Source organism: Runella sp. R5_40, assembly GCF_057652295.1.
Genome location: NZ_JBYFCH010000006.1, coordinates 1 through 20737, shown reverse-complemented (window position 1 = coordinate 20737; position 20737 = coordinate 1). Strand labels below are relative to the sequence as shown.

Below are 20737 nucleotides of genomic sequence, written 5' to 3'. Positions count from 1 at the left end.
TACGTTAAAGTCTGTATCTTAGATTGGATTTTAGTGCGTTGCCAACGCACGTTTTTGGAGCTTGGGAGGGTTTTAGCTTCTGATTGACCCAAAAATGCCAATTTTCTCCAATGACATTTTTTCACGCCACCGCAAACCCCGTATCAGGCCGAACAACAGGTGAACGAAAGCCTAGGACAATATCTTCTTTTGGAATACCTGCTTCGAGCAGTTGCTCAACAACCACTAGGTCAGTACCATCATAATGAATCCAAACCTTACCCGAAGAAGCTACTTCCATGTGTAAAATTGGCCCATAGAGTCGGCGTTCATTATGCCAGTCATTTTGAAAAAGTAAGTATTGTCCATGCGAATCATCCTTAATCATTTGCATTTGGAAGGGCTGAGTCGCCGATTGGAAATCACTTACTATGGTGTTCATAATATTCTGAACAACTGATTTATAAAAAATTAGCTTATCCATTTTTCTATTTTTTCTTCTTTCACATTATAAACAATAATCTTCAGATGATAACGCTCTATTACCTTGAGAGTTAGGGGCTCTTCAAAAAGAGTATCATAAATATCTAAGGGGACGGCGAGAAACAATATCCGTTGTGGTTGAGTTTCTTCAATAGCTAATTGATAATAATTGAATTGTCCAAGCGCTTTGTAAAATTCATGAATTTCGGATAAACCAATAAAGCTCTTTATTTCTATTGCAATTTGTTGATTTCCTTTTTCTGCTCCAATTAATCTCTCTGCTCCTAAATCAACTTGAATAGTTCTTTTCAAAGTAGGCACGAAAAGTGGGTCATGCGTGATGCTCCAACCTTCTGCTATCAGTGCTTTTTTTACAAGTTGGTGGTATTTGTCTTTAGCCATAAAGTGTAGGTTTCTTCTGTGATAACCCCATATGATACAAGTCCTATCCAAAGTTACGGTTTTCTGCTAGAAAGCAGAAGAGGATAGCCGCTAAAATTGCGGTGGGGTGCATTAGCGTGAGGGATTGGCCACTTGCCACGCCACTTGAAAAATCAGCGTTGTCCGTTTTTGCAGCAAGGCGTAGTCTATCTTTTCCGCAGTATCGGAAGGTTGGTGGTAATCGGGATGCTCGCCGTCAAAAAAGAAAGCAATGGGGATGTTATTTTTGGCAAAATTGTAGTGGTCGGAGCGATAAAAGTACTGTTTTACGTCATTTTGGGTATCAAAAACCGTCTCTATTTCCAAACCCACCGAAGCTGCGTTGGCACTCATAACTACTTCTCGAAGGGAATTTTTCTTCCCTCCCGTGATTAAATAACAATAGTTCGGCTTTCGACGGTGCCATTTATCGGTACGGCCAATCATGTCGATGTTCAAATTAGCCACAAATTTGTCAAGACCCGCTGGAGCGTTTTGAATAAAATAGGTTGACCCAATCAGCCCACCTTCTTCCCCCGAAAATAGCACAAACAAAATACTACGTTGGGCACGAATCCCCGCTTGGGCAAGACTGTCAAAAGTTGCCGCCATTGCCAAAACCGCCGCCGTACCCGAGGCATTATCGTCGGCACCGTGAAAAATTTGCTGATTAGCTTGCCCCAAATGGTCAAAATGGGCAGAGACAACCACTACCTCTTGGGGCCGAGTGGTACCTATAAGTAATCCTCCGATATTATGCGCCACGTACCGACGGAGACTGTCGTTGGCCGAAGGAGGCGGTACTAGTCTCATGCGTTGGGAGGTGCCTATTAGAGTAGCATTATTTGGTAAAACAGGCATGAATCGCTCGTTGATAAAATAGTACCGTTGCCAAAAAGACGACTGAGTACTATCAATAGGAAAGAAAGGCTGGAGGTGATTTTCTTTGAGTTGCTGGGCGCAATACTTGGCGGCTTTGAGCTGACCCGCCGTTCCTGTTTGGCGTCCTTGTAAACTATCGGAAGCTAGTACAAAAACATGTTGTTTGAGCAGGCTTTCCGAGACGTGTAGTGAAGAAATGGCCTGTTGAGCAAAGCTGGTAAAGGCACAAAAGACGGAGAAAAACAAGAGTTGTAAAATGATGATTGGCATTGAAAAAATATCAGTTTAGCGGCACCAGTTTTATTCTCCTCTTTCCCAACTCAAAATTAACACAATCCCGCTTTAAATGGGCAAAAAACAGCGTTTTGTCAAAAATGAGCAAAAGAAAGTCAAAAATGAGTTAATAAAAATTGGAATTTTTTACATCAAAATTTTTCAAATGTCAAAAATGAGACAAAGAATGTCCATTTTGAGCTAACACCCACAGTCCGTTCGATACGATATTTGTACAGCTTATTTATTCACTCATAACTCATTCTTTTATGAAAACTTCCCGCACATTTTGGTTATCTCTTTCGACTGTCGTATTGGTTGGTTGGCTTGTGGCTTGTAATGAAAAAGAAGAAGTCGTGCCTGAGCCAGAACAATTGACGGCGGCCAACTTTGCAGATCAATTACGCGCTCCCATCGGGCTTACCCTCGACACCAAAGGGCAGCTTTGGGTCACCGAAGCTGGTACGGGTAAAAACGACGGAAGCATCGTCATGATTACTCCACAAGGAACAAAAACGACGGCCATGACGGGCTTCCCTTCGGTCATTGCCAACGGGGCGATTGAAGGCATGAGCCACCCTCTTTTCCACGATGGAAAATTGTACGTGCTTCACGGTGTCAGTGGAATGCTTTATACCATTGACGTTGCTTCTTTCAAAGCAGGCGATGCTCCTCTTAATATTTCTACTGCCCAAAAGGAGGATTTAGGCACCTACATCCGTACCCTCAAACTTACCGACCCTATCAATTCCAACGTGTTTGATTTGGTCGTTGGCCCCGATGGCAATCTATACATCGCCGACGCGGGTGCCAATGCCATCTTTAAACGCGACAAGGCCACGGGGAAATTGAGCTTGTTTGCCAAAATCCCCGATGCAGGAACCAAAATAGAAGCCGTTCCGACGGGAATTGTATTTGATGGCACGCGTTTCTTAGTGACAACGCTCAGCGGATTTCCGTTTGCCCCAGGTAATGCTAAAATGTACCAAATAACGACCGACGGTACCGTAAGTGAGTACAAAACAGGTTTTACGACTTTGTCGCATTTGACGCTTTCTAAAAACAACAAGCCATTGGCGATTCAGATGGCGGAGTTTGGCGCAACGGGCTTTCAGCCGCTTTCGGGTAAAGTGGTCAACGAAGAAGGCAAAGTATTACTACCAAGCATCATGATGCCAACCGACATCGAACGCAGCGGAAACCGCGAATTTTACCTTTTGAGCTACGCCCTTGGAACAATCCAAAAACTAACATACTAATTAACCTTTTTTCCCTACAACAATGAAAAACTATCCTATTTACGCATTTGCCCTACTCGTTTTCTTTATTGCAGCTTGTCAACCTTCGCAAGAGTCGAAGGACACGGCCAAGGCTGAACTGGAACTATCGGACTCGGCGCTTATCAAGCGTGGTGAGTACTTGGTTGGCATCATGGGCTGCCAAGACTGCCATTCGCCCAAGCAGCTGGGTCCGAAAGGGCCAGAAGAAGTACCAGGTCGCCACTTGTCGGGCTACCCGTCTGACCGTCCCATCGCAAAAGTAACCCCTGACGCGTTGAAAAATGGTTGGATGCTACTTGGCGGCGACGGTACGTCGGCCGTTGGCCCTTGGGGAATGAGCTTTGCAGCCAATTTGACCTCCGATACCACAGGAATTGGCTCTTGGTCGTTTGAGCAGTTCAAGATTGCCCTCACGCAAGGCAAATCAAAAGGGATTGCGACCGCACGCCCCTTGTTGCCTCCGATGCCTTGGCCCAACTACGTGAACATGGCCGAAGAAGACCTGCAAGCAGTATTTGCCTACTTGAAGAGCACGCCACCCGTCAACAACATCGTGCCGATGCCTATTGCACCTGATAAGTTGCAGTAACTAACCCATCCTTGACGTAATTCTCTCGCTTTGAGCCCTCCTTTTTGGGAGGGCTAGGCGATAGCCTTGTCTCATTCACTCTGAACACACTTAAATTTTTCTACCATGAAAACGTGTTTACAACCATTTACCCTAATACGGCTTATTTTTTTTGCCATACTCAGCTTTTTTACCCAAGCGGCAAAGGCTCAGTACGTAAACGTAGATATTGTACCAGATAACACTGGAAAAGTAACAGGTATTGGTATCAACCTCAACTGTTCTAGCTATTGCTCTGGGTATTCTCAGGGGCAGGCAAATATCTTTTTTACTCCCGCCCCTGAGCACGCACTGACAAATGTAGTTGGATACAGAATTACCAACAGCAATGGAAATCAATCCCCAATTAACACAACCAATGGAAGTCTGGGCACACAAGACTGGTATTATGGCGGCCAGCTTACTGCCACCTTTTATGCTGCGCCGTCAGAGATAGACGTCCGAGGAAACGATATATCTATTCCCAGCGGTGACGTCACCCCCACAGTAAATGATAATACCCATTTTGGGGTACAATTAGCTCCCAGTGGATCACATACACGGTTGTTCAGAATTTATAATACAGGGACTGGTGCTTTGGGGCTTTCTGGAAGTCCAAGAGTAAATGTTACAGGGGCAAACGCAAGCGATTTTCAGGTAACCACCCAACCGAGTTCAGACATAGTGGTTGGCAACTCTTCTATTTTCTTTATTATAACCTTTACACCCTCAGGTTTAGGAACACGTACGGCAACGGTTACGATAACTAATAGTGATAGCAACGAAGGCACTTATACATTTAATATTGCTGGAATAGGGGTAAATAACTTGCCAAATATAAACATAGTAGGAAAAGGGCAAGATATTCCGCATACCTACAATGGACCTTCAACAGATAATGATACAGATTTTGGTTCAAGAAATATAGGAGCGGGGCCAGTTGTTAAAACATTTACCATCGAAAATACAGGTACAGGTACATTAGACTTGAGTACGGGCACTGTCGTTCTATTTGATGGAACAGGAGCCGCCGACTTCTCCCTTGCTTCTCCCCCCTCCTCTTCGTCCATTGCTCCAAACGGTTCAACCACATTTCAAGTAGCCTTTAACCCTTCTGTTGTTGGATCCAGAAATGCTACTGTTTATGTCAATAGCTTTGCTCCTACCGAGCATCCATATTATTTTAGTATCAGAGGAACGGGGTTAGAAGGCTGCACCCAAGTCGCCTCTGCCACGCAATCAATGAGTTGGAACGGCTCAGTGAGCAACGACTGGACGAACCCCTGCAACTGGACTCCCAACGGTGTACCGACGCAGACCAATCCAGTTTCAATTCAATCGGGTGGGACAGTGGTTATCCCTTCGGGAACAACGGCCACCGCCAAGTCAATAACGCTCAATGGAAGCTTTTCAAACAGGCCATCATTGACCATTAATCAGAACGCCGCACTGCGCATGGGCAGCACCGAAAGTACTGTAACCAAATTTGAGATGGTACAATATGCCACTGTGACCAACAATGGCTTACTCATCCTTGAAACAAGCGGCGGTAGTGGTGTCAACAGTACGTTTGAAATGAGTTTTGATGACAACGTTTTCCATAACTACGGATCCGTTGTAATTAATTCTACCAACTCAACCCCTATTCAAATTGGTAATACTGGTTCCAATGGTCCTAGTGCTACTTTCAACAACTACGCCTGTGCTAGCTTTGCCAATTACAGCGGGGGAATGCTTCTCAATACTGTTGGTAGCTCCTTTTTTAACAATGCTGGGATGTTCAGAACGGTAGGAAATTTAGGGGCAGTAGGAACTTTTACCAATCAAAGCGGTGGGGTTGCGTTCATTGGAGGCACGCTCACTCCTAATCAAATTACCTCAAATACTGGTTCGGTACGGGTAAATAGAAATGCTTCTGCCACAACAATGTTCACCTATACTGGCACTTACGCAGGTACCATTGAGATTTTTACTGATGCAGGACTTTCTAATTCAGCAGGTACGTACAATCAGGCGAACAACACCTTTACCCCAGCCAATACCCTTCCCGCAGGAAGTGTCCCCATCTTTATAAAAATAACATCGACAGCCAATAGTTGCAGCTACGTAGTGCCTAATACCTTTCAAAACGGCTGTGCCCAAGTCGCTACATCTACAGAGAATATGGGCTGGAATGGCTCGGTGAGTTCCGACTGGACAAACCCGTGTAATTGGACTCCCAATGGCGTACCAAGTGCAGGCAATGTAGTTCTTATTCCTACTGCCACTGTGTATCCGACCATTTCGACGGGCATCAATGCCGCTGCTAAACAAGTATATATGACAGGGAATGCTAGTTTAACAGTAGGGACAGGGGCTAGTTTAACCGTTCAAAATAATGCTGTTGCGCTGTATTTACAAGATAATGCTCAGTTCATTAATAGAGGTACTACCACCATAACCAATACCAACGCCACTGCACAAAATCAAGGCGCCATTCAGTTAGCAGTCTCAACCACGGCTTTAGAAAACTATGGAACCTTAAATGCAAATGGTAACCAAAATTATGGAATGTATGCTGTTGGTACTTTCAACAACAAAACGGGTGCGACCCTTACTGCTTCAGGGTATAGAGGGGGTTATGTAGCAGCTGGCGGTAAAATCATCAACGAAAGCAATGCTACGATTAATGCCACGGGTAGCAATATTGGCTTGGTATTAGATGGACAAAATACAACCAGTAGTAACAGCGGTACTATCAACAGTAGTAAGATAGAAATTATCAATGCCACTACGTTTACTAATCAGAATTGTGGCGTCATCAAAATCACTGGCAACCTCGACATGTCAGGGAACTCGGTCTTTAACAATTACGGATATACCCTTGTCGGATCCGATTTAGGCCATTACGTAGCCACCACCAATAATTATGGCGTACTGAAATACAATAGCTTAACGGGAGGTGTGAACAATACGACCAACTCCGTTGTGGTCAACAATACAACCCCTATTTTTACCTTTGGGGCAACGTATAACGGCACGGTCAATGGTATTTTCACGAACGATGCTGCGACTACCTCGGCAGGTACTTACACCCAAAATACCAATACCTTCACTCCGTCGTCGGGCTTGCCTACAGGTTCACAAACTCTCTATGCTAAAATCACCCCCAATACAGGCGGATGTTTTTATGTAGTTCCGTTTACCTTTAACAATGCTGGCCAGCCTGATTATACCATCAGTACATCGGGCAATAACCTTGTCATCACAGACCTAACAGGAACGGGCGAAACGTTGGACATTACTCCAAATAGTACGAATATCCATTTTAATGTGACAGGGAAAACATTCAGCCTAAACAATGGCCCTACGACCAACTTCCCCGCGGATGTACCTTTGAGTAGTTTAGCAAGCATCACGGTAAATACCGCTGCGGGCAACGACATCATCAACATCGGCGCTCTCGGCAACAATCTCCCTTCACTAACCATCAACGGTGGCACGGGCGACGACCAAGTGAATTTTAACGAAGACATCACTTTTGCGACCAATGCTAACTTGGATGTGGATTTGCAAAACGATGACGCTAACCCAGGAGTGGATGGCATCACGTTTGCCATTAATGCTAACATTATACTTCAAGGAACAGGGGCGGCGACTCTCAGAGTAAGCAAAAATGTCGTTTTCAATAACGGAAGCACACTCGGAACCAATAATGGTAACCTCACCGTAGAAGCAAACCAACAAGCAAGTCCTACCGCTGGTAATTTCATCGGTGTATCTATGGGCAGTAGCACTCAATTGCAAGTCCTAGGTTCAGGTACCCTGACGGTCAAAGGAAAAGGAGGAAATGACGCATTAGGTGCTCAAATAGGTATTCATTTGATTTTTGGGGGAGTAATCTATGGAGGTAGCAATACCGTTTCGGTCATTGGCAACGGCGGTGCTTCGAGTAACAATAACAACAATGGTATTTTAATTCAAGGAAATACGTCGAAAATAACCTCTTTGGGCGGAGCGGTAACCGTAGAGGGTACAGGTGGTGGAACAGGAAGCAGTGGTGGCAATGACGGGATAAGACTGGCTACTTCTGGTGAAATTACCTCTGCGGGAACGGGCGCGGTGACGGTCACAGGAAGAGGGGGTACAGCTCCAACGGGAATCAATAATGTAGGGGTAAATATACAAGCTTCGGCTAAAATCACTTCAGTAGGCGGGGCTGTTACGGTCAATGCCTACGGCGGAGGCAGCGGAGCTAGCCAATTCAATTATGGACTTTTTATGAACCAAAGTGGCGAAATATCAGCTGGAGGTACTGGCACGGTAACTATCACGGGAGAAGGCGGAACCGCTACTGGTATTTCAAACAATGGAATAATATTAGAAGGCTTGATTAAGTCTGCGGGCGGAAACGTCTCACTTACAGGAAAATCGGGTGGCGGAAGTACGACGTACGGTATCTATATGTCAAAACAAAGCGGGGCTCCAGTCTCTAGCATTACTACGGAAGTAAATGGCGGTAACATTGCAATTACTACCAATAGTTTACGAATAGTAGATTCACCTGATATCCGCACTAATTCGTCAGGCCGTGTAACCCTCAAGCCCTTCACGGCAGGTACAGCGATTGAGTTTTCTCTTGCCCCTGATGCCACCAATGGCCCCCTTATTTTATCGGATCTTGAACTTGATAGAATCAGTACGGGTACGCTTGTCGTCGGTGATGCGACGATGGGCGATATTACCGTTGGGACTGGAATTACTCGCCCAACGCTTACCAACATGGAACTCATCAGTGGAGGCGATGTCATCATCAGTGGAGGAAGTATTAATACCAACGGCGGTACGCTGTTGCTCGACCCAGGCACTTCGCCCAAAGCCGTGAAACCAACCTTCAACGGGACGGATGTCATTGCCAACACGCTGTCGTTTAACAGTGATTTGCAAATCACCCTCAACGGCACTACCCTCGGTGACGGTACGGGTAGCACCTACTCCCAACTCAATGTTGAAGGAGCAATCGATTTAAGGGGCGTAGATTTGCTTTTGGCGGGTACGTACGTGCCAACAGGTAACGAAGTATTTACCATCGTCAACAACGACGGTACCGACCCTATCGTGGGTACGTTCAACGGCCTAGCACCAGGAGCTACGATTCCTAACTTCCGAGGAAGCAGTCTCAATGCGACGATTAGCTACACGGGAGGAACTGGCAATAATGATGTAGTGATTACGGTGGCAGCCCCTGCCGTACCCGATATCAACCTCAAAGGCAACAACGTTAGCATCGTAAGTGGTGACAATACACCCATCATTACTGATCACACAGATTTTGGCCCCGTCTCAGTGCCAAGTGGCTCCGTAACACGCACCTTTACCATCGAAAATACGGGCGCTGGCGCTTTGACGTTGGGAACAATTACGGGTGGAACCACCGATTTTGTCATCACGCAACCTTCGTTGACAACTATTCCTGCCAATGGTACAACCACCTTTACCGTGACGTTTGACCCTACCACAGCGGGTAAACGTACGACCACCATCAGCATTCCGAGCAACGACCCCGACGAAAACCCTTACACCTTCGCCATCGAAGGCTACGGTGGAACGCCTTTTATCACAACTTGGAAAACCGACAACTCAGGCAACCCAGGTAGTTCAAACAGTACCTCTATTAGAATACCTACCACGGGTACGGGCTATAGCTACGACGTCGACTGGAACAACGACGGTATTTATGATGAGTTTGGACTGACGGGTAATGTCATCCACGATTATGGTACGGCAGGTACATATACAGTGGCTATCAGAGGGACTTTTCCGCGAATTTATTTTAATGATGCAGGTGATAAGGCAAAGTTGTTGGCGGTAACTCAATGGGGAAGCGGTGCCTGGACAAGCATGGAAAGGGCGTTTGCGGGATGTATCAACCTAGAGGTTTCGGCTACAGATATTCCTGATTTAACCAATGTTACTTCTACCCGTGTAATGTTCTCTGGTTGCCAAAAACTAACAGGGCCAAACAACATAGGTAGCTGGAATGTAGGCTCTGTCACTGACATGGGATACATGTTTGCTGGATGTCTTCTTTTCAACCAAGCTATTAATGGTTGGGATGTGAGAGCCGTAACTACCATGAGATCTTTGTTTTTCGGAGCTACCTCCTTTAATCAACCGCTCAACGGCTGGCAAGTAGGTGCCGTGACCACGATGGAAGAGATGTTCAGCAATGCAGACGCATTTAACGGGAATATCGCGAACTGGGATGTAAGAAATGTTACCACGTTTAGACGGATGTTTTTTATGGCACCCCGTTTCAATCAAAATATTGGAAGTTGGCAACCGACGAAGGCACTTTCGACCTCACAAATGTTCTACGGAGCCACCGATTTTAATGGAAATATTGGCGGGTGGGATGTGCAGATGGTCAACGATATGTCTGGAATGTTCTACGGAGCCAGTCACTTTAATCAAGACATCGGTAATTGGCAAGTAGGTGCTGTTACTGACATGAGCACAATGTTTAGAGCTGCGGTTGCCTTCAATCAAGATATAAGCCGTTGGAATGTAAGTAAAGTTTTGGACATGAGTATGATGCTTTACGGTACAACTGCTTTCAATCAAAACATAAGTGGGTGGAACGTAAGCACAGTTACGAATATGGGCTTGATGTTTCACGAAACGTCTGCTTTTAATCAGGACTTGAGCTCGTGGGACATCAGAGCTGTCACTACCCTGTACGGGATGTTTGACCATGCGACGGCCTTTAACCAAAGTCTATCTTCGTGGGGAGCCAAACTTAATACAGGCGTTGACTTACGATTTTTTCTTGATAACTGCGGGATGAGTGTTGCGAACTATGATGCTACCCTCACTGGGTTTAGTCAAAGTACACTCACAAGCAAAGAAATGGGTGCCGCAGGTTTAAAATACTGTGCTGCCGCCGCCGCGCGCGCTACGTTGGTGGGAGCGACTGGAAGTGGTGGAAAAGGGTGGGTCATTACGGGCGATGCGCTCTCTTCAACGTGTACGCCCGACATCAACCTCAAAGGCAACAACGTCAGCATCGTAAGTGGTGACAATACACCCATCATTACTGATCACACAGATTTTGGCCCAGTCTCAGTGCCAAGTGGCTCGGTGACTCGTACGTTCACCATCGAAAATACGGGGGCAGTGGCCTTGACGTTGGGAACAATCACGGGAGGAACCACCGATTTTACCATCACGCAACCTTCCTTGACGAGTATTCCTGCCAATAGTTCAACCACCTTTACGGTGACGTTTGACCCTACAACAACGGGTAAACGCACGACAACTATCAGCATTCCGAGCAACGACTCTGGCTCGCCTTATACCTTTGCCATTGAAGGTTACGGTGGAAAGCCTTTTATTACGACGTGGCAAACTGATAAAGACAATCCAGCGCAGACCTCTATCACTATTCCAACTACAGGCACGGGCTATAGCTACGACGTGGATTGGAACAATGATGGTATTTATGATGAGTTTGGGCTGACGGGTAATGTCACCCACGATTATGGTACGGCTAATACCTACACGGTAGCTATTAGAGGCGCTTTCCCGCGAATATTCTTCGATAATGATGGAGCCAATAATAAGAAACTTTTGTCCGTCAATCAGTGGGGAGATATTGACTGGAAAAGTTTTGAAAGAGCATTTTTAGGATGTGATAACTTACAGATAAATGCCACTGATAAGCCCGACTTGAATGATGTAACTAACATGAGCCGTACGTTTTTGGCGATAGCCGCTATTAACCAAGACATCAGTGGTTGGGATGTGAGTAGTGTCGAGAATATGTCATTGATGTTCAGTGGCGTTAGCTCCTTCAACCAAAACATTAGCAATTGGAACGTAAGTAAGGTGACAAACATGGCTAGGATGTTTTCCGCGACAGCTTTCAATCAAGACATCAGTGGTTGGGATGTGAGTAAGGTGACAGATATGACTGGGATGTTTTTGGGAGCAACGGCGTTTGATCAAAACTTGGGGGCTTGGGGAACCAAATTCAATGCCAGTGTTGATTTAACAGAGATGCTGAGTAGCTGCGGCATGAGCATTGCCAACTACGACGCTACGCTAATTGGCTTCAATCAGGGCACAGTGACAGGTCGAAATTTGGGAGCAACAGGTTTGCAATATTGTACTGCGCAATCGGCTCGTACGAACCTAACTACCAACAAAGGCTGGACTATCACGGGTGATGCTCTTTCTTCTACGTGTGCGCCAGAGATTAACCTCAAAGGCAATAGCATCAGCATCGTAAGTGGTGATAACTCACCAATTATCACCGACCATACGGATTTTGGGCCTGTCTCGGTACCAAGTGGCTCGGTGACGCGTACGTTCACCATCGAAAATACGGGAGCGGGCGCTTTGACATTGGGAACAATCACGGGAGGAACCACCGATTTTGTCATCACTCAACCTTCTTCAACGACTGTTGCTGTAGGTAGTTCAACGACCTTTACGGTAACGTTTGACCCTACAACAACGGGTAAACGCACGGCCACCATCAGCATTCCGAGCAACGACCCTGGCTCGCCTTACACCTTTGCCATTGAAGGGTACGGTGGAAAGCCTTTTGTCACGACGTGGAAAACCAACAATCCAGGTACTTCTAATAGTACTTCCATCACCATCCCGACCTTAGGTACAGGCTACAATTACGACGTGGACTGGAACAACGACGGTATTTATGATGAGTTAGGAGTAACGGGGAGCGTTACCCATAATTACGGTACGGCAGGTACTTACACAGTAGCTATTCGAGGGGATTTCCCAAGGATTCATTTTAACTCCGTAGGCGATGCTTCTAAATTACTGACGATTAGTCAATGGGGGGACATTGCTTGGACATCTATGAGCAGTGCTTTCAATGGTTGTAATAACCTGAGCATTCCTGCAACGGATGTCCCCAACTTGTCTGGTGTAACGTCGCTTTCATCCATGTTTGCTAATTGTACGATTCTCAATGGCCCCGCAAATATCGGTACATGGAATACAAGCACCATAACGGGGATGTCACGTATGTTCCAAGAAGCGACTTCGTTTAACCAAAATATCAGCAACTGGGACGTGAGTAACGTCACTAACATGTCGTTAATGTTTCAAAATGCAACGGCTTTTGATCAAAGCTTGGCGGCTTGGGGAACCAAATTCAATGCCAGTGTTAATCTAGGCAACTTCCTAGACAACTGTGGAATGAGCGAGGTCAACTACGATGCGACGTTGATTGGCTTCAATCAGGGGACAGTGACGGGTCGGAGTTTGGGCGCACTAGGGCTAAAATATTGTACTGCTCAATCGGCGCGTAACAATTTGATTACCAACAAAGGCTGGACTATCACGGGTGATGCTCAAAATATTGCCTGTACCTCTCCCGACTACACCATTACGACCACAAGCGGAAACATCGTCATTACCGATACCAAAGGCACGGGCGAAACGCTGGAAGTAAGTGAAAACAGCGGTAAAATCCGCTTTAACGTCACGGGTAAAACGTATAACATCGACGGCGGCACCACTACGGCCTTTACGACGCCAGCGGAAGTAGTTCTTTCGGGTAAAAATAGTATTACTGTCAACACGGCTGGCGGCAACGACATCATCAACGTTGGGGCATTTACAACCCAATTACCCACCTTGACCATCAACGGTGGCACAGGCGATGACGAAGTGAATTTGAATGGTAACATCACGTTTGTCAGCAATGCTAACTTGGATTTAGACTTGCAAAATGATGACGCTACCGCGCCTGGAACGGATGCTTTGAGTATCGCTGCTAATGCGATTGTCACCCTCTCTGGCACAGGTACGGCCACGGTGAAAGTAAGCAAAAATGCAACCATCAATTCAGGGGGTAGTTTGCAGACTCAAAACGGAAATTTGGTCGTGGAAGCCAACCAACAGGCAACGCCTTCATCGGGCGATTTTGCTGGTGTTGATGTCAATGGCGGCTCACTAAAAGTAACGGGTAGTGGCCAAGCAGCCATCAAAGGAAAAAGCGGGGTTGCTGGCTACAAAGCAGGGGTTTCAGTGAGCAACGGTGGTATCATTGAAGGAGGAACCGCCGCCCTTTCGGTAACGGGAACAGGTGGTACTGCCGCTGGTAATGAAAACATTGGCGTGTTGGTCACTGGTACAAATTCTAAAATTACTTCTTTAGGGGGAAATGTGAGTGTTGTAGGCCAAGGAGATGGCATGCCAAGCAGGTTTAACCAACACGGAGTGGCAGTCACCGACCTAGGAATGATTACCGCAGGTGGAACGGGTACGGTTACTGTACAAGGCACAGGAGCTAGCCAGACCGATGGTAATACATTTGGGGTACACCTCAAGGCAGGTACCATCACTTCTTCAGGAGGAAATGTAGGCGTAACAGGTCAAGGTGGAGCAGGGGTCAATAACATCGCCAACTACGGTGTCTATCTTGAAAGTTCAGGATTAATTTCTGCGGGTGGATCGGGAACTGTAACGGTGCAAGGCACTGGCGGAAGCGGCACGAATGGCGGCCACCAAGGCGTTTTTCTAAAATCAAGTGCCATCACTTCTACCAATGGAAACATTAGTGTCACTGGCCAAGCAGGAGCAGGGGAGGCAAGTACCAGTATCGCCAATACAGGTGTTTTACTGGAGGCTACTAGCCGTATTGCGGCGGGAGGAACTGGGAATGTCACGGTACAGGGTACTGGCAGTAGCTCGGTAAGCACCCCTTCATTTAATTATGGTCTTCGGCTTGGTGATTCTAATAGCCAAATTAGTACCAATAACGGTAATATCCGACTCATTGGTCAGGGTGGTCAGGGCACATCCACTTCTACGGGTAATACTGGCATTGGGCTAAGTGGAAAAGTCCTTGCGGGTGGTACTGGTACCATTTATATAGAAGGTACGGGTGCCAACCAGTCGTTTAGTGATGGGGTGCAGATTGGTAACTTGATAACAACTAATGATGGCACTATTACTATTATTGGTATAGGAGGAGCTGATGCTACAGCATCCAATGGAAGTGTAGGGGTTGACTTAAATGGCACCGTTACGGCGGGGAATGGGAAAGCAATCAACATTCAAGGAACGGCTGGAAGCTCAACTGGCCCCTATAATCAAGGGGTATATATTCGCAGGACTGTCAATAGCACCTCAGGAGGTGCCATCACCATAACTGGCATTGAAGGCGGTAGCGGCGTGGGTATTGAGATTGAATCACTTTCTGGTGGACAAATTACAACAGCGAGCATGGGAGGAAACATTTCGCTGATTACCAACAGTATTGACATTAAAAATACGGCGGTCATCAGTACCAACTCGGCCAGCAGTGTGATACTTCGTCCTTACACCAATGGCGTCAATATCGACTTGGGAGCAGCGACAAATTCGCTAGGCGGACCTTTGAGCCTTTCCGACGACGAACTTGACCGCATCACGGCGGGTACGCTCCAAATCGGTGATGCCAACAGCGGTGCCATTACCATCAGTACTCCCATTAGCCGCGCCGCAGCCACCAACGTCAACCTGACGACGGCAGGGGCGGTTAATTTGAACGCTTCGGCCTTGGCAACCAACGGAGGCAACCTTGCCATCAACGCAGCGGGAGGAATCAACCCAACAGTTGCTGGAACGGATGTCAACGTCGGAACTGTCTCGTTTGCCTCGGGCAATGACTTGGCCATTGCCATTAACGGCACTACGGCCGATACCGACTATCGTCAGCTCAACGTAGCAGGGGCAGTCAACCTGTCGGGACTTGATTTAGTACTCAGCGGTAGCCACGTGCCCGTACTGGGACAAACGTTTGTGATAGTCAACAACGACGGTAGTGATGCCATTCAAGGTACGTTCAACGGCTTGCCCGAAGGGGCAACGATTGCACCATTTTTGGGAGGTCAGTTAAACGCCCGCATCAGTTATGTAGGTGGCGATGGCAACGATGCGGTATTGACCGTCATTGCTTCGGTAGAACTTCCAGCGAATACTGCCAACGTGACTATTTGCAAAAACGCGACGGCGTCGTTGACGGCTTCGTGTAAAGTAGGTCAAGTAACGTGGTACAACGCGGCGGGCACCACCCAGTTGTTTGTGGGCTCACCGCTGGTAACGCCAACACTTACGGCAAGTACGAGCTACAAAGTTCGTTGCGAATTAGCACCTCAATTGAGCGGATTTGTGGATGTGATGGTAACAGTAGTCGTTCCGCCAACGATTACCCTAACTACCCTTCAACAAACCCTAAACGAAGGTAACAACCCAGTTCTTTGCGACACCGATGCGAATCCTGTGAATGGTTTACAGTTTAATGTTACGGGTTTGTGTGTGGTGGGTAATCCCGTTTGGCGAGTACAAGTAGGTACTGGTGCATGGAGCGACTGGTCGGCGACAGCCCCAGTTTCCCAACCGTCCAATAACCAACCCCACCGCTACCAAGCGGCCTGTGACGCCAATTGTGCTTCGACTTATTCGGGGGTAATAGAATTGACAATTAATAACCGTGCTTCTGTTCCGCAAAATGTGTCGTTGTTGGTGGATGGCGTAACAGTTGCCTTAGGCGAGACGAAGGAAGTATGTAGCCTAGCTACTACTAGCTTAACTTTTAATGCGAATTGCGCTGCTGGTGAAGTGATACTTTATTCCGTTGACGGTGGCGAATACAGCACAGGCGTACCTGTAGGCTTGGTGGATAATCAGTACCACAATTACCGCGTACGTTGCCGCAAATCGGACGGAACGCCATCGTGTGTGGAGTCAGAGTCTGGGGTAATGCGCTTAAAACTGGTTACCATTCCATCGGCGCCGACGGTATCACTTTTATCAACAGCGAGTTGTGACGCGACAGCCAGTTTCAGTGGCCAATCAACGTGTGGAAGTTTGCGCACAGTTTGGTACAATGCGACGACGAACGTGGCACTGCCAAGCCTTCCATCGACTGTTCCTAGCCAAACGACGTCGTATTACGCTCGTTGTCAGACGGAAAATGGTTGTGTGAGCGAGAAGAGTAATGTGGTGACGTTTACTTTAACGCCAACGCAAGTTGCCCCCGTGATTACGGCAAGTCAAGAGATTGTGTGTACGGGCACGACGGTGACGATTTCAGCCAACTGTCCCGCAGGAAGTCAGACGTTTTGGAACACGGGTGTCACTGCACCAAGTTTTGAGGTAGCGTTTAGCAACGTAACGAAGCAAACGTATTGGGCAAAGTGTCTCTTCGACGGCGGTTGTCAGAGTTCGGAAAGTATTCGCAAGGATATTTATTGGAATGCGTTTGTGGTGACGTTGATAAACATCGGCGAATCAAAATCGGCGGTGAAGCCAGCGAACGACAAGTCATTGTGGACAAGCCAATTCATCACCCGCGACGGTGGTCCAGAATTGGAGCAAAGCACGCAAGTGAACCCGACGCTATTTTACGTAGAAAACGCCAACAAAATGGCTCCACGTTACTGGACTATCAACGTAGAAGCCTGCGGATTAAGTACCGATGGTTCGTTGACCTTTGACATGTTGGCAACACCCGAAATGGGCGTGATACGTTCGTTCAACACGCACGAGAACAACGCACCGTATTTTATGTATGCCAACCGTGAAGGCTGGACGGAGCTATACGCTCAAAATCACCCCGCGTACGGTTTTTACCAAGACAACGGTGCGGGTGGTAACGTCTATGACACTGGTTTACCAAAAGGATTGTACAAATTAGGCATTCGTTACTGGGACCAAAAGGGTTGGGGCAGTATTTATCCCTCGACACGCCAACCGCAAGGCAATGTGCTGGCGTACCAAGAATACTGGTTCAGAATCCAATCGCGAGATGGAGTAGGCGTAGGAGCAGCGAGATCAGCAGTGAGCGAAGAGGCAAAGGGCAAAGGGCAAGGAGCAAGAGGCGAAGGGCAAGGGGCAAATGGCAAAGGGCAAGGTTCGGATAACGGACAACCGATAACGGATAACGGCACCTTCGCCACCGTTCTCCCCAATCCCGTCAGCAACATCCTTCGCTTAAAAGTGCAAGATGGCAAAGCGCAAACAGTGCAAGCGGCTTTAACCGATGCTTCGGGTAGAGAGATAGTACGCCGTCAATTTGTACCCGAAACCAATACGCATCAGGAAGAGTTTGGCGTGAGCGAATTACCTGCGGGGATGTATTTCTTGAAGGTGACGACTCCTGAAAAACAAGCAACGCTGAAAGTTGTAAAAGTAAATTAAGGTTCGTTTATCAATTTTTGGCCCTGTTTTAGTGACACTCACTTAAAATAGGGCCAAAAATTGTACAATAACGATACAAAATCAGCAATTAACTAAGATTTGGGTTGGGTAAATGAATCACGTTCTGCTATATTTGCCCGACATTTTATATAAATATTCAACTAAATCTTTTAACCTACGCATGAATAGTATCGTTTACCTTGTCCCAGCTTTTGGGGCTATTGGGCTTCTGTACACCGCTTGGCGTTTCAACTGGGTTGCCAACCAACCTGCTGGCGACGACAACATGAAAAAGCTATCAGGCTATATTGCCGATGGCGCCATCGCTTTCTTGAAAGCTGAATGGAAAATTTTGGCCTACTTCGCCATTCCTACTGCCTTAATTTTGGCGTATCTGGGTAGCCAAACCGAAGCCAATGGCATCGAAATACACTCGTCTCCACTTATCGCTGTCGCGTTCTTGATTGGAGCAGTGTTCTCAGCTACTGCGGGGTACATCGGTATGAAAGTGGCTACCAAAGCCAACGTTCGCACCGCCCAAGCAGCCCGCACTTCACTCGCCAAGGCCCTTAACGTATCTTTTACTGGTGGCTCGGTTATGGGTATGGGCGTGGCAGGTTTGGCCGTATTGGGTCTAAGTGGCCTATTCATTGTTTTTTATCAAATGTTTGCGGCAGGCCAGCCACTTACTTCGGTCGAAATGAAAAAAGTAATCGAAGTCTTAGCTGGTTTCTCGTTGGGCGCTGAATCTATCGCGTTGTTTGCGCGGGTAGGTGGTGGTATTTATACCAAAGCTGCCGACGTTGGCGCTGACCTTGTAGGAAAAGTAGAAGCAGGTATTCCTGAAGACGACGTTCGCAACCCAGCAACTATCGCTGACAACGTAGGTGACAACGTGGGTGACGTAGCAGGTATGGGTGCTGACTTGTTCGGTTCGTACGTAGCAACAATTTTGGCTACCATGGTTTTAGGACAAGAAATCAACGTTACTGATAACTACGGCGGCTTCTCCCCTGTTCTTCTTCCTATGTTGATTGCAGGTGTAGGTTTATTAGCCTCTTTGGTTTCTACATTTTTTGTACGTATAAGCAATGAAAACGCATCCGTTCAAAATGCTTTAAACATTGGCAACTGGGCATCAATTGGTATCACATTTGTGGCTTCATATTTCCTTGTAAAAAATATTTTACCAGAAAGTCTGGTTCTTCGTGGCTTTGAATTTACTTCTGATGGTGTATTTTATTCCATTGTAGTAGGCTTAATCGTAGGTGCATTGATGTCGTATATTACCGAATATTATACGGCTATGGGCAAACGTCCTGTTAATTCAATCATCGAAAAATCAGGCACAGGACACGCTACCAACATCATCGGTGGTTTGGCAGTAGGTATGGAGTCAACCGTTTTACCTATCATTGTGTTGGCTGCGGGTATTATTTTGTCTTACAAATTCGCTGGTTTGTACGGTGTGTCTATTGCAGCAGCAGGTATGATGGCAACCACAGCGATGCAATTAGCAATCGACGCCTTTGGACCTATTGCTGACAACGCGGGGGGGATTGCTGAAATGTCGCAGCTGCCTTCAGAAGTACGTGAACGCACGGATAACTTGGATGCCGTAGGTAATACAACCGCTGCTACAGGGAAAGGCTTTGCGATTGCTTCTGCAGCCTTGACTTCGTTGGCATTGTTTGCTGCTTTTGTTGGAATTGCAGGCATTTCCCAAATTGATATTTACAAAGCCGACGTACTAGCAGGCTTGTTTGTAGGCGGCATGATTCCGTTCATTTTCAGCGCATTGGCTATCTCCGCTGTAGGTAAGGCCGCCATGGAAATGGTAAATGAAGTTCGCCGTCAGTTCCGCGAAATTCCTGGCATTATGGAATACAAAACAGAGCCAGAGTACGAAAAATGCGTGGCTATTTCAACTGAAGCTTCAATTAGACAAATGATTTTACCAGGAGCAATTGCTTTGATTACTCCCGTGCTTGTAGGTTTCACTATGGGGCCTGAAGTATTAGGAGGTTTATTGGCAGGTGTGACAGTTTCAGGCGTATTGATGGGAATGTTCCAATCGAACGCAGGTGGTGCCTGGGATAATGCAAAAAAATCGTTTGAAAAAGGGGTAGTAATCAACGGAGAAACTTTCTATAAAAAGTCAGAACCTCACAAAGCGTCGGTGACTGGGGACACTGTAGGTGATCCATTCAAAGATACTTCTGGCCCTTCGATGAACATCTTAATCAAGTTAATGTCTATCGTATCATTGGTCATTGCTCCATACATTGCCGTGAATGGCGGTCACGAGCATAGTGCAACGAAAGAAACGAACAAAGTAAGTTCAGTACAAACCACAAAAGTAAGCACATTCACCAAAGCATCAGCTCTTGGTCAAATTGCTTCAAAATAGTTAGAGTACAAGTACTCCCTTAATTAAAAATAGCCGCCTCAAAAGCAATTTTTGGGCGGCTATTTTTATATTCTCAATAGTGGTTTTGTAGTTTTTTGGGATCAATTTCAAAATTTGTGGAGCAACCTGGATTAAGCATATAACTGCGTTAGCCGATAAAGGAAAAATTCCACATTCCTTACCCCTCGGAACTGACTTCTAAAG

At 46.7% G+C, this 20737-nt stretch carries 7 protein-coding genes; 4 read left to right on the top strand and 3 right to left on the bottom strand.

Annotated features, from left to right (window positions below; genetic code table 11):
- Positions 1-121 precede the first annotated feature (121 nt).
- The 3 genes from AC23N5_RS12835 to AC23N5_RS12825 all read right to left on the bottom strand — a co-directional run bounded on the left by AC23N5_RS12835 (position 122) and on the right by AC23N5_RS12825 (position 2034).
- On the bottom strand, positions 122-421 hold the full coding sequence (locus AC23N5_RS12835; RefSeq protein WP_487755900.1) for an element excision factor XisI family protein: 300 nt from the start codon (positions 419-421) through the stop codon (positions 122-124).
- Between the two features lie 29 nt (positions 422-450).
- Entirely contained in the window at positions 451-864 is a 414-nt protein-coding gene (locus tag AC23N5_RS12830; RefSeq protein ID WP_487755899.1) for an element excision factor XisH family protein, read from the bottom strand.
- Between the two features lie 111 nt (positions 865-975).
- Positions 976-2034, bottom strand: a complete 1059-nt coding sequence (locus AC23N5_RS12825) for a M28 family peptidase (RefSeq protein ID WP_487755898.1) — start codon at positions 2032-2034, stop codon at positions 976-978.
- A 272-nt stretch (positions 2035-2306) separates the two neighbouring features.
- Between AC23N5_RS12825 and AC23N5_RS12820 the strand changes: the two genes are divergently transcribed.
- The 4 genes from AC23N5_RS12820 to AC23N5_RS12805 all read left to right on the top strand — a co-directional run bounded on the left by AC23N5_RS12820 (position 2307) and on the right by AC23N5_RS12805 (position 20533).
- A complete protein-coding gene (locus AC23N5_RS12820) occupies positions 2307-3296 on the top strand; it encodes a ScyD/ScyE family protein (protein ID WP_183970830.1) in 990 nt (329 codons plus the stop codon).
- Between the two features lie 22 nt (positions 3297-3318).
- Positions 3319-3906, top strand: a complete 588-nt coding sequence (locus AC23N5_RS12815; protein WP_487755897.1) for a diheme cytochrome c-553 — start codon at positions 3319-3321, stop codon at positions 3904-3906.
- Between the two features lie 105 nt (positions 3907-4011).
- On the top strand, positions 4012-18123 hold the full coding sequence (locus tag AC23N5_RS12810) for a BspA family leucine-rich repeat surface protein (RefSeq protein WP_487755896.1): 14112 nt from the start codon (positions 4012-4014) through the stop codon (positions 18121-18123).
- A gap of 181 nt (positions 18124-18304) precedes the next feature.
- Complete coding sequence (locus AC23N5_RS12805; RefSeq protein ID WP_183970827.1) at positions 18305-20533, top strand: sodium-translocating pyrophosphatase; 2229 nt, start codon at positions 18305-18307, stop codon at positions 20531-20533.
- Positions 20534-20737 lie beyond the last annotated feature (204 nt).

What these genes read in the sequence shown, in the direction of transcription:
- AC23N5_RS12820 (WP_183970830.1), top strand. Translation starts at nt 2,307, where the DNA reads ATGAAAACTTCCCGCACATTTTGGTTATCTCTTTCGACTGTCGTATTG.
- AC23N5_RS12825 (WP_487755898.1), bottom strand. Translation starts at nt 2,034, where the DNA reads ATGCCAATCATCATTTTACAACTCTTGTTTTTCTCCGTCTTTTGTGCC.
- AC23N5_RS12815 (WP_487755897.1), top strand. Translation starts at nt 3,319, where the DNA reads ATGAAAAACTATCCTATTTACGCATTTGCCCTACTCGTTTTCTTTATT.
- AC23N5_RS12830 (WP_487755899.1), bottom strand. Translation starts at nt 864, where the DNA reads ATGGCTAAAGACAAATACCACCAACTTGTAAAAAAAGCACTGATAGCA.
- AC23N5_RS12805 (WP_183970827.1), top strand. Translation starts at nt 18,305, where the DNA reads ATGAATAGTATCGTTTACCTTGTCCCAGCTTTTGGGGCTATTGGGCTT.
- AC23N5_RS12810 (WP_487755896.1), top strand. Translation starts at nt 4,012, where the DNA reads ATGAAAACGTGTTTACAACCATTTACCCTAATACGGCTTATTTTTTTT.
- AC23N5_RS12835 (WP_487755900.1), bottom strand. Translation starts at nt 421, where the DNA reads ATGAACACCATAGTAAGTGATTTCCAATCGGCGACTCAGCCCTTCCAA.